Source organism: Pseudomonas sp. NPDC087358 (assembly GCF_044900785.1).
Classification (GTDB): domain Bacteria; phylum Pseudomonadota; class Gammaproteobacteria; order Pseudomonadales; family Pseudomonadaceae; genus Aquipseudomonas.
The window spans coordinates 76,018-93,349 of record NZ_JBJDOA010000015.1 but is presented as its reverse complement, the minus strand read 5'-3'; the positions used below and the strand labels follow the sequence as shown (position 1 = coordinate 93,349).

Below are 17,332 nucleotides of genomic sequence, written 5' to 3'. Positions count from 1 at the left end.
GAAGTGGGCTCGGGATCAAGGAAGATCTTATGCCACTGTTCGAAAAGGCCGGGCATTCCCCGGCCGAGCTGGAGGCGCGCCTGCGTCTTCATCGACTGCCCGAAATTGGTCCGAAGCGCTTTCAAACCCTCATCGATGCCTTTGGCAATGCCTCAGCCGCGCTCAGTGCGCCAGCTTCTGCGTGGCGCTCGTTGCGAATGCCAGCTGCCTGTGCCGATGCCCGGCGCAGCCCCGAGGTGCGGGATGGCGCCAGCGCTGCACTGGCCTGGTTAGAGCATCCGGACCAGCATTTGCTGATGTGGGACGACCCCGACTACCCTGCGCTACTGGCAGAAATTGCCGATCCGCCGCCCCTGCTTTTCATCGCCGGTGACCCCGCTCTATTGGATCGTCCACAGCTTGGGATGGTGGGCAGCCGGCGCGCTTCCAAGCCTGGGCTGGATACCGCCGCCGCCTTCGCACGCAGCCTCGCGGGGGCAGGATTTGTCATTACCAGTGGTCTTGCGCAGGGTATCGACGGCGCAGCGCATCAAGGGGCACTGGATGTAAACGGCGGCACAATCGGGGTGCTCGGCACAGGGGTCGAAAAACTTTATCCACAGCGGCACCGGCAACTTGCAGCGACCATGAAGGCACAGGGTGGCGCAGTCATTTCAGAGCTACCGCTCGATGCCGGCCCTCATGCCAGCAACTTTCCGCGGCGCAATCGAATCATCAGCGGGCTGTCACTGGGCGTGCTGGTAGTCGAAGCCAGTGTCGCCAGCGGATCGCTGATCACCGCACGCCTTGCGGCAGAGCAAGGGCGCGAGGTGTATGCCATTCCCGGGTCGATCCATCACCCCGGCGCGCGAGGTTGCCACCAGCTGATCCGTGAGGGCGCGGTCTTGGTCGAAACGGTTGCGCATATTCTTGAGGCGCTGCAAGGCTGGAAGAACCTGCCGCCCGACAATGACTCTTCGCAAAACGCCCCGCGCTCCGATCACCCGCTGCTCGCCTTGCTGCATGCCGCGCCGCAGACCAGCGAGGGTCTGGCGCTGAGCAGTGGTCTGCCCCTGCCTGCGGTGTTGGCAGCGTTGACGGATCTGGAACTCGACAGCCTGGTGGCATGTGAAGCCGGGCGATGGTTTGCCCGGGCGCCCTGAGGTTAAAATGCCCACCAGCGTTAATTCGGAGAGCGAACGATGGTCAGCAGTTGGCGTGTGCAACAAGCCGCACGAGAAATCCGGGCCGGGGCGGTAATTGCCTATCCAACCGAAGCGGTATGGGGGCTGGGCTGTGACCCTTGGGATCCCGAGGCGGTCTATCGTTTGCTGGCGATCAAGGCGCGGCCGGTGGAAAAAGGCCTGATCCTGATCGCCGACAATATTAATCAGTTCGACTTTCTCTTCGATGACTTTCCCGAGCTGTGGATTGATCGCATGGCCAGCACCTGGCCTGGTCCCAACACCTGGCTGGTGCCGCATCAGGGCCTGTTGCCCGACTGGATCACCGGCGGTCGTGACACCGTGGCGCTGCGCGTCAGCGATCACCCACAAGTGCGCGAGTTATGTGCCTTGACCGGTCCCCTGGTATCGACATCCGCCAACCCCACCGGCAGGCCTGCGGCGCGGTCCCGGTTGCGGATCGAGCAGTATTTCCATGATCAACTGGACATGGTCCTGGGCGGCGAGCTGGGCGGCCGGCGCAACCCGAGCGTGATTCGTGACCTGGTCACAGCCCAAGTGATGCGGGCGGGGTGATACCCCTCATTTCAAACCGTAGGAGTAAGCTTGCTCGCGATTGCTACATGTCTGTTACGAGTCCATTTACTGACACACCGCGATCGCGAGCAAGCTCGCTCTTGCAGGGATTTGCGCTAAGGCACCAGTATCATCGACCCGGTGGTACGCCGCGCCGACAGATCGGTGTGGGCCTGGCCAGCGTCCTTGAGGGCGTACTTGCGGATGTCATCGACTTTTACCTTGCCGCTGGCAACCATGCCGAACACCTCGTCGGCCATCGCCTGTAGCGCTTGCGGGCTGTTGGCGTATGAGCCCAGCGTTGGACGGGTGACGTACAGCGAGCCCTTCGACGCCAGAATGCCCAGGTTCACGCCCGCTACCGGGCCTGAAGCATTGCCGAAGCTGACCAGGAGGCCGCGCAGTTCCAGGCAATTGAGCGAGGTTTCCCAGGTGTCTTTGCCGACGCCGTCGTACACCACCGACACTTTCTTGCCATCGGTCAGCTCGAGCACTCGCTTGGCCACGTCTTCCTTGCTGTAGTCGATCACTTCCCAGGCGCCGTTGGCTTTGGCGTGGGCGGCCTTTTCCGGCGAGCTGACGGTGCCGATCAGTTTCACCCCCATGGCGTTTGCCCACTGGCAGGCGATGGAGCCCACGCCACCGGCAGCGGCGTGGAACAGAATGATTTCCTCAGGACGAATTTCGTAGGTCTGGCGGAACAGGTACTGCACCGTCAGGCCCTTGAGCATGACTGCCGCGCCCTGCTCGAAGCTGATGTCGTCCGGAAGCTTGGCCAGGTTGGCGGCGGGGATCATATGAAACTCGCTGTAGCTGCCCAGCGGACCTGTCCCATAGACCACCCGGTCTCCGGCCTTGACGTGAGTAACCTCGCTGCCGACCGCTTCGACCACGCCCGCGCCTTCGTTGCCCAGGCCCGACGGCATGGACGGGGCCGGGTACAGGCCGGTGCGAAAGTAGGTTTCGATGAAGTTGACGCCAATCGCTTTGTTGCGCACGAGTACTTCTTTCGGGCCCGGGCTGGCGGGTTCGAAATCGACATACTCAAGCACTTCAGGGCCGCCGTGGGTGCGGAACTGGATACGCTTTGCCATTTGCTTTCTCCGTCATGGATCGAAACAAGAAATGCGAAAGGGTTCTATCGGACTCCTTCGTTTGATCTTCGTCAACTGCGGCAGCCACCGGGCCGGTGATATGCTACGCGCCAATTTCGAGGCCCCGTTTCGGCTATCGCTGGATTGGCCAGCTGAAACCGTATTCAAGATGACGCCTAAAACAGCTTACTCAAGGTACCGCCATGTCCTTTCGCACCGATGCCGTCAAAGCCTACCTGCTTGATCTGCAAGACCGGATCTGCGCCGCGCTGGAACAGGAAGACGGCAGCGCCCGTTTCATCGAGGACGCCTGGGAGCGGCCTGCTGGCGGCGGCGGCCGGACCCGGGTGATCGAAAACGGTACCGTCATCGAAAAAGGCGGCGTTAATTTTTCCCATGTCTTCGGCGCCGGACTGCCACCTTCGGCCAGCGCCCACCGCCCGGAACTTGCCGGTCGCGGCTTCGAAGCACTGGGCGTGTCGCTGGTCATGCATCCGCATAACCCACATGTTCCGACCTCGCACGCCAACGTGCGTTTCTTCATCGCTGAAAAAGAAGGCGAAGAACCGGTCTGGTGGTTCGGTGGCGGTTTTGACCTGACCCCCTATTACGGCGTGGAAGAAGACTGCGTGCATTGGCACCGGGTGGCCGAACAGGCCTGTGCGCCGTTCGGGGCGGATGTCTATCCACGCTACAAAGCCTGGTGCGACCGTTATTTCCATATCAAGCACCGCAATGAACCGCGTGGCGTGGGCGGTCTGTTCTTCGATGACTTGAACGAGTGGGACTTCGACACCAGCTTTGCGTTTGTGCGAGCAATCGGCGATGCCTTCGTCGACGCCTATCTGCCCATCGTCCAACGCCGCAAAGCCACGCCCTACACGCCTGAACAACGCGAATTTCAGGAGTTCCGCCGTGGCCGCTATGTGGAATTCAACCTGGTCTACGACCGCGGCACGCTGTTCGGCCTACAGTCGGGCGGGCGTACCGAGTCGATCCTGATGTCGCTTCCGCCGCAAGTGCGCTGGGGCTACGACTGGAAAGCCGTGCCGGGCAGCGAAGAAGCCCGTCTGACCGAGTATTTCCTGCAGGATCGAGACTGGCTGGCTGAGGGGGGCAAATAATGACTGATCAATACGTCGTCTTCGGCAACCCCATCGGCCACAGCAAATCGCCGCTGATTCATCGCCTGTTTGCCGAGCAAACCGGACAGACGCTGGATTATCAGGCCGCACTGGCACCGCTGGATGGCTTCACTGCGTTTGCCCAAACTTTTTTCAAGACCGGCCGGGGCGCCAATGTCACGGTGCCGTTCAAGGAAGAGGCCTTTCGCCTCGCCGATCAACTCACCGAGCGGGGTCGCCGCGCAGGTGCTGTAAACACGCTGGCCAGGCAGGCCGATGGCAGTCTGTTGGGTGACAACACCGACGGCGCCGGGCTGGTACGGGATCTGCAGGTCAACCATGGCGTAACGCTCAAGGACAAACGCATTCTGCTGCTGGGCGCCGGCGGAGCGGTGCGCGGCGCATTGGAGCCACTGTTGGCCGAGGAGCCCTACGTGCTGGTGATCGCCAATCGTACGGTGGAAAAGGCCGAGCAACTGGCGCTGGAATTCGCTGACCTGGGGCCGGTGCTGCCCGCCGGTTACGACTGGCTGGAAGAGCCGGTGGATATCATCATCAACGCTACCTCAGCCAGTCTTGCGGGCGAGCTACCTCCGATCGCCGCCAGCCTCATTCGGCCCGGCGAAACCTTCTGCTACGACATGATGTATGCCAGCGAGCCGACGGCTTTCTGCCGCTGGGCGACGCAGCACAAGGCCGGGCAGGCGGTGGATGGCTTGGGAATGTTGGTGGAGCAGGCAGCCGAGGCGTTTTATCTATGGCGCGGTGTGCGCCCGGATTCGGCCCCGGTGCTGGCCGAGTTGCGGCGGTTGATGGCAACAGCCTGAAAAAACATCCCCGGCTGAAAGGACGCCATCGCGAACAAGCTCACATTCTGTAGGAGTGAGCTTGCTCGCGATGCTTTGAACGAATGGTTTACAGCTTGGCTTTGACCGCTGGCAAGGCATCCTTGTCATCAACGGTTTTCACGCCGCTCAACCACTTCTCCAGCACTGCCGGATTGGCCTTGAGCCAAGCCTTCACCGCTTCGGTATTGCTGATCTTGTTGTCGACCACATTCTTCATGATGGTGTTTTCCATGTCCTGAGTGAATGTCAGGTTGGAGAACAGCTTGGCCACGTTCGGGCATGCATCGGCGTAGCCTTTGCGGGTCACGGTGTAAACGCTGCCGGTATCACCGAAGTATTTCTCGCCGCCCTTGAGGTAGTGCATGCCTTTGATCTGCACGTTCATCGGGTGCGGGGTCCAGCCCAGGAAGACCACAAACTCTTTCTTCTTCACGTTGCGCTGCACTTCGGCCAGCATCGCCTGCTCGCTCGACTCGACCAGTTTCCAGTCGGCCAGATCGAACTCGTTCTTCTTGATGATCTCCTGGATCGACGCGTTGGCGGGAGCCCCCGAGCCGATACCGTAGATCTTCTTGTGGAACTTGTCGGCGAATTTGTTCAGGTCGGCAAAGTCATGCACACCTGCGTCGTAGACGTAATCGGGAACGGCCAGGGTGAACTCCGTCCCTTCCAGATTCTTCGCATACTGCGTCACGTCACCGGTGGCGATGAACTTGTCGTAGAAGCCCTGCTGCGCAGGCATCCAGTTGCCCAGGAAAACGTCCATCTGACCGTCTTTGAGACCACCATAGGCAATCGGCACTGCCAGCGTATCGATCTTGGTCTTGTAACCCATGCCATCGAGCAGAAAGCCTGCGGTGGCGTTGGTGGCCGCGATGTCGCTCCAGCCAGGATCAGCCATCTTCACCGTGCTGCAGCTTGCGTCAGCGGCATACGCAACGGCGCCGCTCATGCTCATGACCCCAATCGCCAGCGTTGTGAACAATTTCTTCATGGTGTGCCCCTTTTTGGTTTTCTAGGTGTTGGCAGGGTTCAAGGTTGTGGATAACGGGCCTTGCGCTCCAGATCGTCTAGATCGATATGGTTGCGCATGTATTGCTGACTGGCGTCTACCAGCGGCTGGTGATCCCAACTCTTCAGCTTGCCGAGGGCCAGCGACTGGGCGACGAAACGCCGACGACGCTGGCTGGCGAGCACCTGGTGGTGTATCGCCGGAATGTCCCACTTGGCCCTGGCTTCGACCAGGAACGCATTGAACAGGTCGCGATGAAGTTCTGACTGACTCAGCTCTTCCTGCTCTTTCGGATCGTTGTACACGTCATACAGCAGACATGGATCGCGTTCCGAATAAACGAATTTATAAGCGCCGCGACGAATCATCATCAACGGGCTGTTGGTGCCTTCGGCCATGTACTCGCCAAATACTTCGTCGTGGCCGCCGGTGCCCTGCAAATGCGGCATCAGCGAGCGACCATCGAGCGGCAGCCCGGGGTCCAGCTCGCCTTCAGCCATCGCGACAAAGGTCGGCAACAGGTCGGCGGTGGACACAGCGGCCTTCACTCGACCGGCCTTGAACTGGCCCGGAGCGTACACCAGCAGCGGCACGCGAGCGGACATTTCAAACCAGTGCATTTTGTACCAGAGACCGCGCTCGCCGAGCATGTCGCCATGGTCGCCGGAGAACACGATGATGGTGTCCTCGGCAAGACCGGTATCTTCCAGGGTCTTCAGCAGTTTGCCGACGTTGTCGTCGATGTAGCTGCAGGCGCCGAAGTAGGCATGACGGGCATCACGAATCTTCTGCTCGGGGAGCGGCTTGTCCCACAGGTCATAGACCTTGAGCAGACGCTGGGAATGCGGGTCCTGATCGGCCTGGGCTGGCGGGGCAGCCGGCATCGGAATCTCATCGTCGCTGTAGAGATTCCAGTAGTCCTTGGGAATGGTGTACGGGTCGTGCGGATGGGTCATCGATACGGTCAGGCAGAACGGCTGGTCGCCGTCTTCGCGCACATGATCGAACAGATACTGCTGGGCCTTGAACACCACCTCCTCGTCGAAATCCAGCTGATTGGTGCGCACGCAGGGGCCCGCCTGCAACACCGACGACATGTTGTGGTACCAGGTCGGACGCACGTCGCCCTCATCCCAGTTCACTGCCCAGCCATAGTCGGCCGGATAGATATCGCTGGTCAGACGCTCTTCATAGCCGTGCAGCTGGTCGGGGCCACAGAAGTGCATCTTGCCCGACAGGGCGGTGCGGTAGCCCAGGCGGCGCAGATAATGCGCGTAAGTGGGAACATCGGCGGGGAAATCGGCCGCGTTGTCGTAGGCGCCGATCTTGCTCGGCAGTTGACCGCTGACCAGGGTGAAACGCGACGGCGCGCACAACGGGCTGTTGCAATAAGCGGCGTCAAACACCACGCCTTCAGCGGCGAGGCGGCTCAAATGAGGCATCTTGATTGGAGATGAGGCGTACATCGGCAACATCGGCGCGGCCATCTGATCGGCCATGATGAAAAGAATGTTCTTGCGCTTCATGTCTTCGCGGCATTCCATAGTGAATATTTATGCGAAATTGCTGTTCCAGAGAATGGGACCCATGGGATCAGCGGTAAAGCCCGTTAAACGCAATGTGTAGGATAAGCCACGCTTATGTTTAAAGTTCTGGGTGATGTGTCACTGGATCTGTTGCGCGGTTTCGAGGCGGCCGCTCGATTGCGCAGTTTTACTGCTGCCGCGATCGAACTGGGCACCACGCAACCGGCGATCAGCCAGCAAATCAAAAGGTTAGAAGAACAACTGGCCACGCGCCTGTTTGACCGTATCTATCGCGGCATCGAGCTCACTGACGCCGGAGAGATTCTGTTCAATCATGTACAGGCCGGATTGCAATCGATGGATGCCGGGCTCAGCCTGATTACCGAACAGCATCAGCATGAGGTGCTGCAGGTCGCCACCGACTTCGCGTTCGCTGCCTATTGGCTGATGCCGCGCCTGCATCGCTTCCACAAAGACAATCCAGACGTGGACGTGAGTCTGGTGACCAGCGAGCGTAGCCACAGCATGTTGCGGGCGGATATCGACGTCGCCGTGTTGTTTGGCGACGGGCGCTTCAAGCAGGGTGAGAGCCACTGGTTGTTCAGTGAGGAAGTGTTTCCGGTGTGCAGCCCGCGGCTGCTGAGGGGGCGCGACCTGCCCCTGCCGGTCGAGGCGCTCAGGGAGTTCGCGTTGCTGCATCTGCGTGGCGAAGGCGGCAATAACTGGTTCGACTGGGGCGGCGTGTTCCGTGCGCTCAACATCGCTCAGGCCCCGGCGCCTGGGCAACTGCGTTTCGACAATTACACGCTGTTGATTCAGGCGGCGATTGGCGGCCAGGGCGTCGCAATCGGCTGGCGACACCTGGTCGATGATCTGCTGGAGCAAGGTTTGTTGTGCCGACCCATCGAAGCCACTGCCATCTCGGCGTACGGCTATTACATCGTCCTGCCGCAGCGCAAACGACGCGTGCAGATCGTCCAGCGATTCGTTGACTGGTTAAAAAGCGAACAGTCGCTGAGCGGGGATTCGCTTGTTGGCAAGCCGTTGCCGTCGATTGCGGTCTAGGGCTGCATCGAGGTGTAACAGGGCAAACGCCCCCGCCTCTGACCGGGCAACGTCAGGAAAACTTTCAAACCACGAAATTCACATACTGGCGCACATGCAGGTTGAGCTTCAGCTCATCGGCGATGCCGGCCGCTACCCGCCCCAGTACCTCCAGCGGGATTTCCAGGCCGGGCTCCAGGGTTTTGCTCGTCTGGCTGAAGTGCTCGATGCTCAATCCCGCGACACCTTGGGGTGCGCTGACCAGCGTCCAGTCGGCGTCGCTGTTGCGCAAGGCATCGACAATCAACGTTGAGGCCTGGAACTGATCGAGGTTCGGGTCTCGATAATCCGGTAGCGGCTGGTCGTGCAATAACTGGATGTCCGCGACCAGGACCAGTCGTTTTGTTTGCGCCCTGTCGAGGCACGACAGCAGGGTGTGGGTGGCGATCAGCTGTTCTTCGGGTGTGAGGTCGATGGCTGCCCGCTCGTTCCCGGCACCGACAGGCAACACCTTGGCATCGAGCAGGCAGATCACCGAAGAGCAACCAGCAATGCTTTCGCCGAGTCGTTCGGCGTTGAACAGATTCCCCACCTTGGTGCGCAAACCTGGCCTGGGGGCCAGGGCATTGAGGTCATCGACAATCGCGATGACCTCATGCTGGCGTCGCAGCAACTCGGCCATCAAAGCACTGCCAAAGCTGCTGATGGCGCCGAACAAGGCGATTTTCATCACCGGGGTTTCTGCGTTCTTCATGGTAATTGATCCAGGTCTGTGGATAACTCTCACCTTTAATGAGACTAGCAGCGCCTTGGGCTGTTCCACGTTTAGAGAGGACCGGACATGTCACCTGTCGAGGGTTATCACGCTCATGTTTATTTCGACGCCAGCACCATCGAGCAGGCGCGCGCGTTGTGCGAGAGCGTCGCGGCAAAATTCGATATTCGCATGGGACGGGTGCATGAGCGCCCGGTCGGACCGCATCCGGATTGGAGTTGTCAGCTGGCATTCGAGCATCGCAAATTTGCCGATGTGATGCTGTATCTGGCGCTTAATCGCAACGGTCTGGTGGTGTTCACCCATCCATCGACGGGTGATGACCTGGCGGACCACACCGAACACGCGATCTGGATGGGGGCAGTGCGGGAGTTGAATGTCGGGATGTTCAGGCGCTGATCGCGGCGTCGGACTCTGTAGCAGTCCTGCTTGCCGGCGGTAGCGGTTCCAAGGTCGCCATCGCCGGCAAGCCGGACTGCTACGGGTTGGTGAAGTGTGTTGCTTAGTTCAAAACACCCTCCAAAATCTCATAGACAATCCCGCTGCCAATCGCGATCAGCACCACGTCCGGCCCCAGGCGACGCCATTCGTAGCCGTCATAGCGTGGCAGGTACTGCAACGAGCGATCGTCCAGGCGACGGCCATATCCGCGTGGCAGCGGGTGGCCCTTGACGACGTGGATGTTCGGCGGCAACGGCTGGCCACGGCCGATGACTTCGCGATGTTCCTGGATCGTGCGACGCACGTCGCCGAAATCTTCAGGCGGCCGGCCCCCACGCTGATCGCCGCCACGGTTGTCGGCGTGCTGATCGTTGCGATGGTCGTCGCCGTGGTCATTGCCTCGATTGCCCTGCGAGCCACTTTGCGGCCCGCCTTGCTGGGCGTGGTCCTGATGCTGACCGGGGCCATTGTCGTCATGGCCGCCACGTTGATCCGGTGGCGCTGCGTGAACCAGCGCACTGGCGCTGACCATCAGCACGCCTAACCCGGCGATCAAACGATTCGAGACTTTCATGTAGCGTGCTCCTGAGCAAATTCGAGTCAGCAAAAAGGGGTTCAGAATCAGGTCCTGAACCCCTTTTGCTGTACTGCTTAGTCTGCTAACGAAGGTGGAGATTCCTCTGTATCAAAAACTTTACCTTCAGCCGCCACGGGCCCCGCGCACGCCTTCGGACAACGCCGAGCAGAGCTTGAGCACGCCGCTCACTGCCTGCTCAGCCGTTTCGGCGCTGGCGATCTGGTCGATCAGTGCCGAACCGACGACCACACCATCGGCCACACGCGCTATGGCTGCCGCCTGTTCCGGCGTACGGATGCCGAAACCGACGCTGATCGGCAGGTCGGTATGGCGACGCAGACGAGCGACGGCTTCCTTGACGTGTTCGATCGTAGCGGCACCTGCACCGGTGACACCCGCAACCGATACGTAATAAACGAAGCCCGAGCTGCCATTGAGCACGGTCGGCAGCCGTACGTCGTCAGTGGTTGGTGTGGTCAGGCGGATGAAGTCGATACCCGCATCCTGTGCCGGGTCGCACAGCTCGTTGTTATGTTCCGGCGGCAGATCGACGACGATCAGGCCGTCGACGCCGGACTGATGAGCCTCGGCAATGAAACGCTCGACACCGTAGTTGTGGATCGGGTTGTAGTAACCCATCAGCACCAGCGGTGTGGTGCTGTCTTCAACGCGGAACTCACGAACCATCTGCAGGGTTTTAGCCAGGTTCTGCCGGGCGTCCAGGGCACGGATGTTGGCCAGCTGGATAGCCGGGCCGTCAGCCATTGGATCGGTGAACGGCATGCCCAGCTCGATGACATCGGCGCCGGCTTTGGGCAGGCCCTTGAGGATCGCCAGCGAGGTGTCATATCCCGGGTCGCCTGCGGTGATGAAGGTCACCAGGGCGGCACGGTTTTGTTCTTTCAGCTCGGCAAAACGCGTTTGCAGGCGGCTCATCAGTGTTTCTCCTGCTGGGACAGATCCAGGTGGTGCATGACGGTTTGCATGTCCTTGTCGCCGCGACCGGACAGGTTGACCACCATCAGGTGATCTTTTGGCAGTGTCGGTGCGCGTTTGAAGACTTCAGCCAGAGCGTGGGCACTTTCCAGCGCCGGGATGATGCCTTCCAGGCGGCAGCACTGGTGGAACGCAGCCAGGGCTTCATCGTCGGTAATCGAGGTGTATTCGACGCGGCCGATGTCGTGCAACCAGGCGTGCTCAGGGCCGATGCCGGGATAATCCAGACCTGCGGAAATCGAGTGGGCGTCGATGATCTGGCCGTCGTTGTCCTGCAACAGGAACGTACGGTTGCCGTGCAGTACGCCCGGAACGCCGCCGTTCAGGCTGGCCGCGTGCTTGCCGGTCTCAATGCCGTGACCGGCCGCTTCAACGCCGATGATGCGCACGCTGGTGTCGTCCAGGAACGGGTGAAACAGGCCCATGGCATTGGAGCCGCCGCCGATGCACGCCACCAGACTGTCTGGCAGACGGCCTTCCTGTTCTTGCAGCTGCACGCGGGTTTCCTTGCCGATCACTGCCTGGAAGTCACGAACCATGGCCGGATAAGGGTGCGGGCCGGCCACGGTGCCGATCAGGTAGAAGGTGCTGTCGACGTTGGTCACCCAGTCGCGCAGCGCTTCGTTCATCGCGTCTTTCAAGGTGCCGGTGCCGGCGACGACCGGGATCACCGTGGCGCCCAGCAGCTTCATGCGGAACACGTTGGCCTGCTGACGCTCGATGTCGGTGGTGCCCATGTAGATCACGCACTCCAGACCGAAGCGCGCCGCGACCGTGGCAGTGGCCACGCCATGCATGCCCGCGCCGGTCTCGGCGATGATGCGTTTCTTGCCCATGCGGCGCGCCAGCAGGATCTGGCCGATGCAGTTGTTGATCTTGTGCGCGCCGGTGTGGTTCAGCTCTTCGCGCTTGAGGTAGATCTTGGCGCCGCCGCAGTGCTCGGTCAGGCGTTCGGCGAAATACAGCGGGCTCGGGCGACCGACGTAATCGCGCTGGAAGTAGGCCAGTTCCTTGAGGAATGCAGGATCGGTCTTGGCGGTTTCGTACTCGCGGTTCAGGTCGAGGATCAGCGGCATCAGGGTTTCAGCGACGTAGCGACCGCCGAATGCGCCGAACATGCCGCGGGCGTCTGGGCCGTTGCGATATTGGGTCTGGGTCATGGGGACCTCCGAGGTAACAAATAGGTTTAGCCGTTGAGGCAGTGATCACACTTTAACCAGCGCCAACGCCGATGAAAACCGATAAGATCGGCGCAACCTGTCAGGAAAACTCACAGATACCATGAGCCGCGACCTCCCTCCCCTCAACGCCCTGCGCGCGTTCGAAGCCACCGCTCGTCTGAACAGTGTCAGCCAGGCGGCCGACCAACTTCATGTTACTCACGGGGCGGTCAGTCGCCAGCTGAAAGTATTGGAAGAGCACTTGGGTGTGAGCCTGTTCAGCAAGGAAGGACGCGGCCTTAAACTCACAGATGCCGGAATCCGGCTGCGCGATGCCAGCGCCGACGCCTTCGACCGCCTGCGCACGGTCTGCGCCGAGTTGAGCCGAGGCAGCGCCGATGCGCCGTTCGTTCTCGGCTGTTCGGGCAGTCTGCTGGCGCGCTGGTTCATTCCCAGACTGGGGCGGCTGAATGCCGATCTGCCTGACTTGCGCCTGCATTTGTCCGCTGGCGAAGGCGATCTCGATCCGCGCCGTCCGGGCCTGGACGCATTGCTGGTATTTGCCGAGCCACCGTGGCCGGCCGACATGCAGGTGTTGGAGCTGGCAAGCGAACGGATCGGCCCGGTATTGAGCCCGCGCTTTGCGCGTTTCGAGTCGTTGCTGCATGCGCCTGTGCAGGCACTGCTGGATGAGCCGCTGCTGCAAACCATGTCGCGTTTGCAAGCCTGGCCAAGCTGGGCGAAACAGAACGGTATCGAGCCCGGCGCGTTGCACTACGGCCAGGGATTCGAGCATTTGTACTATTTGCTGGAGGCCGCGGTGGCTGGCCTTGGCGTTGCGATTGCGCCGCAGCCGCTGGTCGCGGACGACCTCAAGGCGGGGCGCCTGGCTGCGCCATGGGGTTTCACTGAAACCCCGGCGCAACTGGCGTTATGGATACCCAAACGCGCCGCTGACGGACGTGCTCAACAGCTTGCCCATTGGCTCAAACAAGAGCTTGCGCATTCAGGTCAGGTGTAATCAGTTGCCACGTTTGCACAGCAGATAAGCCGCCAGCAGACCGACTGCGCCCACTGCCACGCCAGCGGTGGTCCAAGGGTGTTCCTGTGCATAGTCGCGGGTGGCAACGCTGGTCTCGCGGGTTTTCACCTTGACGTCTTCGTAGACATCGCTCAACAGGCTGCGCGAGTGGCTCAGCGCGCTTTCAGCGTTGGCTTTCAGGGTTTTCAGAGTTTTGCGCGACTCGTCCGAAGCATCCGACTTCAAGCTCTCCAGAGACTTGAGCAGACTCTCGATCTCGGCTTCCATACTTTGCAAAGACGCTTTACGGGATGACGTGAATGCCATGATTTGACTCTCCTGCAGTGATGAGTGGCGTGTGTTGTTTCCGACTACAGGGTTCTCAGAAAGTGCAGTGCGGTTTCCAAGTACCGTTCTTTGTGAACTTTTCGGCTGCTTTTCGCCACAGACATAGCAGGCAACATTCACTGCTACGCTGCAATTGAAGCCCATTTGAGGAGAACTGCCATGACTGATCATCACACCTACAAGCTGCTTGAACTGGTCGGCTCGTCGACCACCAGCGTTGAAGAAGCGATTCAGAATGCCATTGCCCAGGCCGCCAAAAGCGTTAAATTCATGGAATGGTTCGAAGTGCTGGAGACCCGCGGGCACATCACCGACGGCAAGGTGGCGCACTTTCAGGTGACCATCAAAGTGGGCTTTCGCATCGACAACAGTTGATGAACTTTTACGCTGGCTGAATGCCACAGCCTTCGCTATACCTAGCGCGCTGCTCGTGAATTCGACGCGCGATGATGTATGTGGGCCGCTTCTTCGTAGCGGCCTGTTTCGCTTGAAAAGCGCCTGACGAGGGAGTGTGACCGATGAAGAAGATTCTTTTGGCGGTAGGGTTGTTGAGTATTGCGGGCACCACCCTGGCAGCCGGGAAATCGTGCGATGACGTCAAGGCGGACATCGACGCGAAAATCAAAGCCAAGGGCGTGTCGTCCTATACCCTTGAAGCGGTGGACAAAGGCAGCGCCAGTGACGCCAAGGTTGTAGGCACCTGCGAGGGCGGCAGCAAGGAAATCGTCTACAAACGCGGCTGATCAAGCCGTTGCAGCCATAAAAAAACCGACGCATCTGCGCCGGTTTTTTTATGCAAGCGCCTTAGCCGCGTCAAACCTCGATCGGGTGTCGCGAATGGACCCCTGTAGCAGTCCGGCTTGCCAGCGGTGACGTCCTCACTAGCGCACCGCTGGCGAGCCGGACTGCTACCGGCATTCAGCGCGGTCGGATCCGCATCGGCTCAGCCCTTGGCCACTTGCGCCAGAATCTCGTAAGAGCGCAGCCGGTCGGCGTGCTCGTACATGTCGCAGGTGAAAATCAACTCATCGGCGTCGGTCTGCTCCAGCAACACGTCGAGCTTGGCGCGGATTTTCTCCGGGCCGCCGACCATCGCCAGCCCGAGGAAATCCATCACCGCGTCACGCTCATGGGGCAGCCAGAGCCCGTTCATGCTGTCGACCGGCGGCTTCTGCATCAGGCTCTGCCCGCGCATCAGGTTGAGGATCCGCTGATACACCGAGGTCACCAGGTATTCAGCCTGCTCATCGGTATCGGCAGCGGCCAACGGCACGCCCAGCATCACGTATGGCTTGTCCAGCACCTCGGAAGGCTGGAAGTGATTGCGGTAGACGCGGATCGCCTCGTGCATGAAGCGCGGTGCGAAGTGCGAGGCAAAGGCGTAGGGCAGACCGCGTTGACCGGCCAGTTGAGCGCTGAACAGACTCGAACCCAGCAACCAGATCGGTACGTTGGTACCTGTGCCCGGCACGGCGATCACGCGTTGATGGGGCTGGCGCGGGCCGAGATAACTCATCAACTCGGCGACGTCATCGGGGAAATCATCAGCGCTGCCGGAGCGTTCACGCCGCAGGGCGCGGGCGGTCATTTGATCGGAGCCAGGCGCACGGCCCAGCCCCAAATCGATGCGGCCGGGGAACAGACTGGCCAGCGTACCGAACTGCTCGGCGATCACCAGCGGTGCATGGTTGGGCAACATCACTCCACCGGAACCGACCCGGATGGTGGAGGTGCCTCCCGCCAGGTACGCCAGCAACACCGAGGTGGCCGAACTGGCGATGCCATCCATGTTGTGGTGTTCAGCGACCCAGAAACGGTTGTAGCCCCATTTCTCGACGTGTTGTGCCAGATCCAGCGAGTTATGCAGCGAAACCGCAGGACCTTTGTCTTCGCGTACCGGAACCAGATCCAGGGTGGAAATCTTCACATCAGCTAATCGTTTCATGGGCCGCTGTTGATCCTCTTGGGGGCTTGGTCCGGAGCCTTGTGCCTTCGACGCGCGACAGCAAGCCCTGCGTTAAGCCTAAATATTTGCGTTAAGGTTCTAGAATAAGGCCGTATTTTGAGGTTGCAATGGGTAGAGGAAAATTTCCTACTAATTTGGTCGGATTATCCCCGTGAGGAAATCAGCAAATAAAGCACAGGTGTCACAACCGTTGAACTAAGTCGCGCCTACACTCCTCAGACTTTTGGTCCATGTGCGAGTCAATCGCACTTTATTTCATGAGGAGACACCATGAGCATCGTCAAGAAAGCATCCGCCCATTGGGAAGGTGATCTGAAGTCAGGCATCGGCAGCATCTCCACAGAGACCGGCGTGCTGCGCGAAGCACCCTATGGCTTCAAGGCCCGCTTCGAAGGCGGCAAGGGCACCAACCCTGAAGAACTGATCGGCGCGGCCCATGCGGGCTGCTTCTCGATGGCGCTGTCGATGATCCTCGGCGGCGAGAACCTGACGGCTGAGAGCATCGACACCCAGGCTGAGGTGACACTCGACCAGGACGACAGCGGCTTCACCATCACCGCCGTGCATCTGATCCTCAAGGCCAAGGTACCTGGCGCGACTCAGGAACAGTTCGAGAAACTGACCGGCATGGCCAAGGCCGGTTGCCCGGTATCGAAAGTACTGAACGCCAAGATCACCCTGGATGCCACCCTGCTGAGCTGATTGCTGCTGCAGCGCAACATCCCGATGACCCGCATGCTTCACAGGATGCGGGTCATCTGCGTTTCAACGTCCGGAGAACCGCTGGCGCGTTGTAAGGTCACATGAAGGGCCGCAGCGAATCGCACGGCATCGAAGGAGTCGAGCATGAAACGTATCGCCGCAACCCTGATTCTGAGTGCGCTGGCCAGCAGCGTACTCGCCGCGCCCAAGCCTTGCGAAGAGCTAAAGGCCGAGATCGAAGCCAAGATCCAGGCGCAGAACGTCAGCTCCTACACCCTGGAAATCGTCAGCAACGAAGAGGCGCATGATCAGAACATGGTCGTGGGCACCTGTGAAAACGGCACCAAAAAGATCATCTATCAGAAGAATGATCGGTAAGCTGAACCCTCTGTAGCAGTCCGGCTTGCCGGGGGTAACATTCTCAGGAACGCCACCGCCGGCCAGCCGGACTGCTATAGGGCTGGTTTCGCATCACGCTTCACGGAATACAAAAAATATTGCCCTCTTCGGCCAGCACCTTGCGCTGTTCATCGCGTAGCTGCGCGTCGATGCTGTTGGCGATGTGGCGCACGTCCAGGCGATAACGATGGCCAGCTTCGAAGTGGTCATAGTCGATCGTCACGTAGCAGGTCAGTTCGTTATAGATGTCCATCGACAGACCCAGACCACCCGGGGCGTATTCGTAGTCGTAGCGCACCTCGAGCTTGTGCTTGCCTGGGCTTACCTGAAAATAACGGCCGTCTTCGGTTCGCTTTCCATCGAGCTTGTCGGCCATCAGCGTCTTGCCGGTGAAGGTGTGCAGGTCGACCCAGGCCTGTTGCGGATCGACCGCGGGCAGCGGACCGGCGCATCCGGCCAGCAGACTCAGGGCAATGATCGACAGGGGCAAGCGCATGACAGACTCCGCATTCAGGCAGATGAAGATGGTGATTGCGTCAGTGGCCGGCTGTGCGGCATAA

Annotated in this window: 21 protein-coding genes; 11 read left to right on the top strand and 10 right to left on the bottom strand. The window is 60.2% G+C overall.

Features of this window, described 5'->3' with window-relative positions; all coding sequences use genetic code 11:
- Positions 1–29 precede the first annotated feature (29 nt).
- Together dprA and ACI2KS_RS26040 are read left to right on the top strand one after the other, a co-directional pair.
- Complete coding sequence (gene dprA / locus ACI2KS_RS26045) at positions 30–1,142, top strand: DNA-processing protein DprA (protein ID WP_404623900.1); 1,113 nt, start codon at positions 30–32, stop codon at positions 1,140–1,142.
- Positions 1,143–1,181: 39 nt separating this feature from the next.
- On the top strand, positions 1,182–1,739 hold the full coding sequence (locus ACI2KS_RS26040; protein WP_404623899.1) for an L-threonylcarbamoyladenylate synthase: 558 nt from the start codon (positions 1,182–1,184) through the stop codon (positions 1,737–1,739).
- Between the two features lie 116 nt (positions 1,740–1,855).
- On the opposite strand, the gene ACI2KS_RS26035 is transcribed toward ACI2KS_RS26040, so the two are convergent.
- Complete coding sequence (locus tag ACI2KS_RS26035; protein WP_404623898.1) at positions 1,856–2,833, bottom strand: NADPH:quinone reductase; 978 nt, start codon at positions 2,831–2,833, stop codon at positions 1,856–1,858.
- Positions 2,834–3,036: 203 nt separating this feature from the next.
- Here ACI2KS_RS26035 and hemF point away from each other — a divergent pair, with 203 nt between their 5' ends.
- Together hemF and aroE are read left to right on the top strand one after the other, a co-directional pair.
- On the top strand, positions 3,037–3,957 hold the full coding sequence (gene hemF / locus ACI2KS_RS26030; protein WP_404623897.1) for an oxygen-dependent coproporphyrinogen oxidase: 921 nt from the start codon (positions 3,037–3,039) through the stop codon (positions 3,955–3,957).
- Entirely contained in the window at positions 3,957–4,784 is an 828-nt protein-coding gene (aroE, locus tag ACI2KS_RS26025) for a shikimate dehydrogenase (protein ID WP_404623896.1), read from the top strand. Before hemF ends, aroE begins: the two co-directional genes overlap by 1 nt.
- 88 nt (positions 4,785–4,872) lie before the next feature.
- Here aroE and choX read toward each other — a convergent pair whose 3' ends face one another.
- Positions 4,873–5,799, bottom strand: a complete 927-nt coding sequence (choX, locus tag ACI2KS_RS26020) for a choline ABC transporter substrate-binding protein (RefSeq protein ID WP_404623895.1) — start codon at positions 5,797–5,799, stop codon at positions 4,873–4,875.
- 38 nt (positions 5,800–5,837) lie between these two features.
- A complete protein-coding gene (gene betC, locus ACI2KS_RS26015; RefSeq protein WP_404623894.1) occupies positions 5,838–7,343 on the bottom strand; it encodes a choline-sulfatase in 1,506 nt (501 codons plus the stop codon).
- A 114-nt stretch (positions 7,344–7,457) separates the two neighbouring features.
- Between betC and ACI2KS_RS26010 the strand changes: the two genes are divergently transcribed.
- Complete coding sequence (locus ACI2KS_RS26010; protein ID WP_404623893.1) at positions 7,458–8,408, top strand: choline sulfate utilization transcriptional regulator; 951 nt, start codon at positions 7,458–7,460, stop codon at positions 8,406–8,408.
- 64 nt (positions 8,409–8,472) lie between these two features.
- On the opposite strand, the gene ACI2KS_RS26005 is transcribed toward ACI2KS_RS26010, so the two are convergent.
- Positions 8,473–9,141, bottom strand: a complete 669-nt coding sequence (locus tag ACI2KS_RS26005; protein ID WP_404623892.1) for an NAD(P)-dependent oxidoreductase — start codon at positions 9,139–9,141, stop codon at positions 8,473–8,475.
- An 87-nt stretch (positions 9,142–9,228) separates the two neighbouring features.
- Here ACI2KS_RS26005 and ACI2KS_RS26000 point away from each other — a divergent pair, with 87 nt between their 5' ends.
- Positions 9,229–9,561 (top strand): DOPA 4,5-dioxygenase family protein, encoded by a 333-nt coding sequence (locus ACI2KS_RS26000; protein WP_404623891.1) that lies wholly within the window; start codon positions 9,229–9,231, stop codon positions 9,559–9,561.
- A 103-nt stretch (positions 9,562–9,664) separates the two neighbouring features.
- Here ACI2KS_RS26000 and ACI2KS_RS25995 read toward each other — a convergent pair whose 3' ends face one another.
- From ACI2KS_RS25995 to trpB, 3 genes are all read right to left on the bottom strand, one after another.
- The gene (locus ACI2KS_RS25995; RefSeq protein WP_404623890.1) at positions 9,665–10,177 is read right to left on the bottom strand and encodes an anti-virulence regulator CigR family protein; all 513 of its coding nucleotides are present in this window, start codon (positions 10,175–10,177) and stop codon (positions 9,665–9,667) included.
- Between the two features lie 126 nt (positions 10,178–10,303).
- A complete protein-coding gene (trpA, locus tag ACI2KS_RS25990) occupies positions 10,304–11,116 on the bottom strand; it encodes a tryptophan synthase subunit alpha (protein WP_404623889.1) in 813 nt (270 codons plus the stop codon).
- Positions 11,116–12,336, bottom strand: coding sequence for a tryptophan synthase subunit beta (trpB, locus tag ACI2KS_RS25985; protein ID WP_404623888.1), 1,221 nt, complete (start codon positions 12,334–12,336; stop codon positions 11,116–11,118). Before trpB ends, trpA begins: the two co-directional genes overlap by 1 nt.
- 121 nt (positions 12,337–12,457) lie before the next feature.
- Between trpB and ACI2KS_RS25980 the strand changes: the two genes are divergently transcribed.
- Positions 12,458–13,357 carry a LysR family transcriptional regulator gene (locus ACI2KS_RS25980; RefSeq protein ID WP_404623887.1) on the top strand — a complete coding sequence of 300 codons (900 nt, stop codon included), beginning with the start codon at positions 12,458–12,460 and terminating at the stop codon, positions 13,355–13,357.
- Here the strand turns inward: ACI2KS_RS25980 and ACI2KS_RS25975 are convergent, their stop codons facing one another.
- Positions 13,358–13,684 (bottom strand): DUF883 family protein, encoded by a 327-nt coding sequence (locus ACI2KS_RS25975; protein WP_349801082.1) that lies wholly within the window; start codon positions 13,682–13,684, stop codon positions 13,358–13,360. It abuts the gene before it with no gap.
- Between the two features lie 180 nt (positions 13,685–13,864).
- On the opposite strand from ACI2KS_RS25975, the gene ACI2KS_RS25970 reads away from it, so the two are divergent.
- Together ACI2KS_RS25970 and ACI2KS_RS25965 are read left to right on the top strand one after the other, a co-directional pair.
- Positions 13,865–14,080 (top strand): dodecin, encoded by a 216-nt coding sequence (locus tag ACI2KS_RS25970; RefSeq protein WP_404623886.1) that lies wholly within the window; start codon positions 13,865–13,867, stop codon positions 14,078–14,080.
- 143 nt (positions 14,081–14,223) lie between these two features.
- Positions 14,224–14,448, top strand: coding sequence for a DUF1161 domain-containing protein (locus ACI2KS_RS25965; protein ID WP_404623885.1), 225 nt, complete (start codon positions 14,224–14,226; stop codon positions 14,446–14,448).
- Positions 14,449–14,648: 200 nt separating this feature from the next.
- On the opposite strand, the gene ACI2KS_RS25960 is transcribed toward ACI2KS_RS25965, so the two are convergent.
- The gene (locus tag ACI2KS_RS25960; RefSeq protein WP_404623884.1) at positions 14,649–15,650 is read right to left on the bottom strand and encodes an LLM class flavin-dependent oxidoreductase; all 1,002 of its coding nucleotides are present in this window, start codon (positions 15,648–15,650) and stop codon (positions 14,649–14,651) included.
- A 291-nt stretch (positions 15,651–15,941) separates the two neighbouring features.
- Between ACI2KS_RS25960 and ACI2KS_RS25955 the strand changes: the two genes are divergently transcribed.
- Entirely contained in the window at positions 15,942–16,373 is a 432-nt protein-coding gene (locus ACI2KS_RS25955) for an OsmC family protein (RefSeq protein ID WP_404623883.1), read from the top strand.
- Between the two features lie 144 nt (positions 16,374–16,517).
- Positions 16,518–16,751, top strand: coding sequence for a DUF1161 domain-containing protein (locus ACI2KS_RS25950; protein WP_404623882.1), 234 nt, complete (start codon positions 16,518–16,520; stop codon positions 16,749–16,751).
- Positions 16,752–16,851: 100 nt separating this feature from the next.
- Here the strand turns inward: ACI2KS_RS25950 and ACI2KS_RS25945 are convergent, their stop codons facing one another.
- Positions 16,852–17,268 (bottom strand): hypothetical protein, encoded by a 417-nt coding sequence (locus tag ACI2KS_RS25945; RefSeq protein ID WP_404623881.1) that lies wholly within the window; start codon positions 17,266–17,268, stop codon positions 16,852–16,854.
- Between the last annotated feature and the right edge of the window lie 64 nt (positions 17,269–17,332).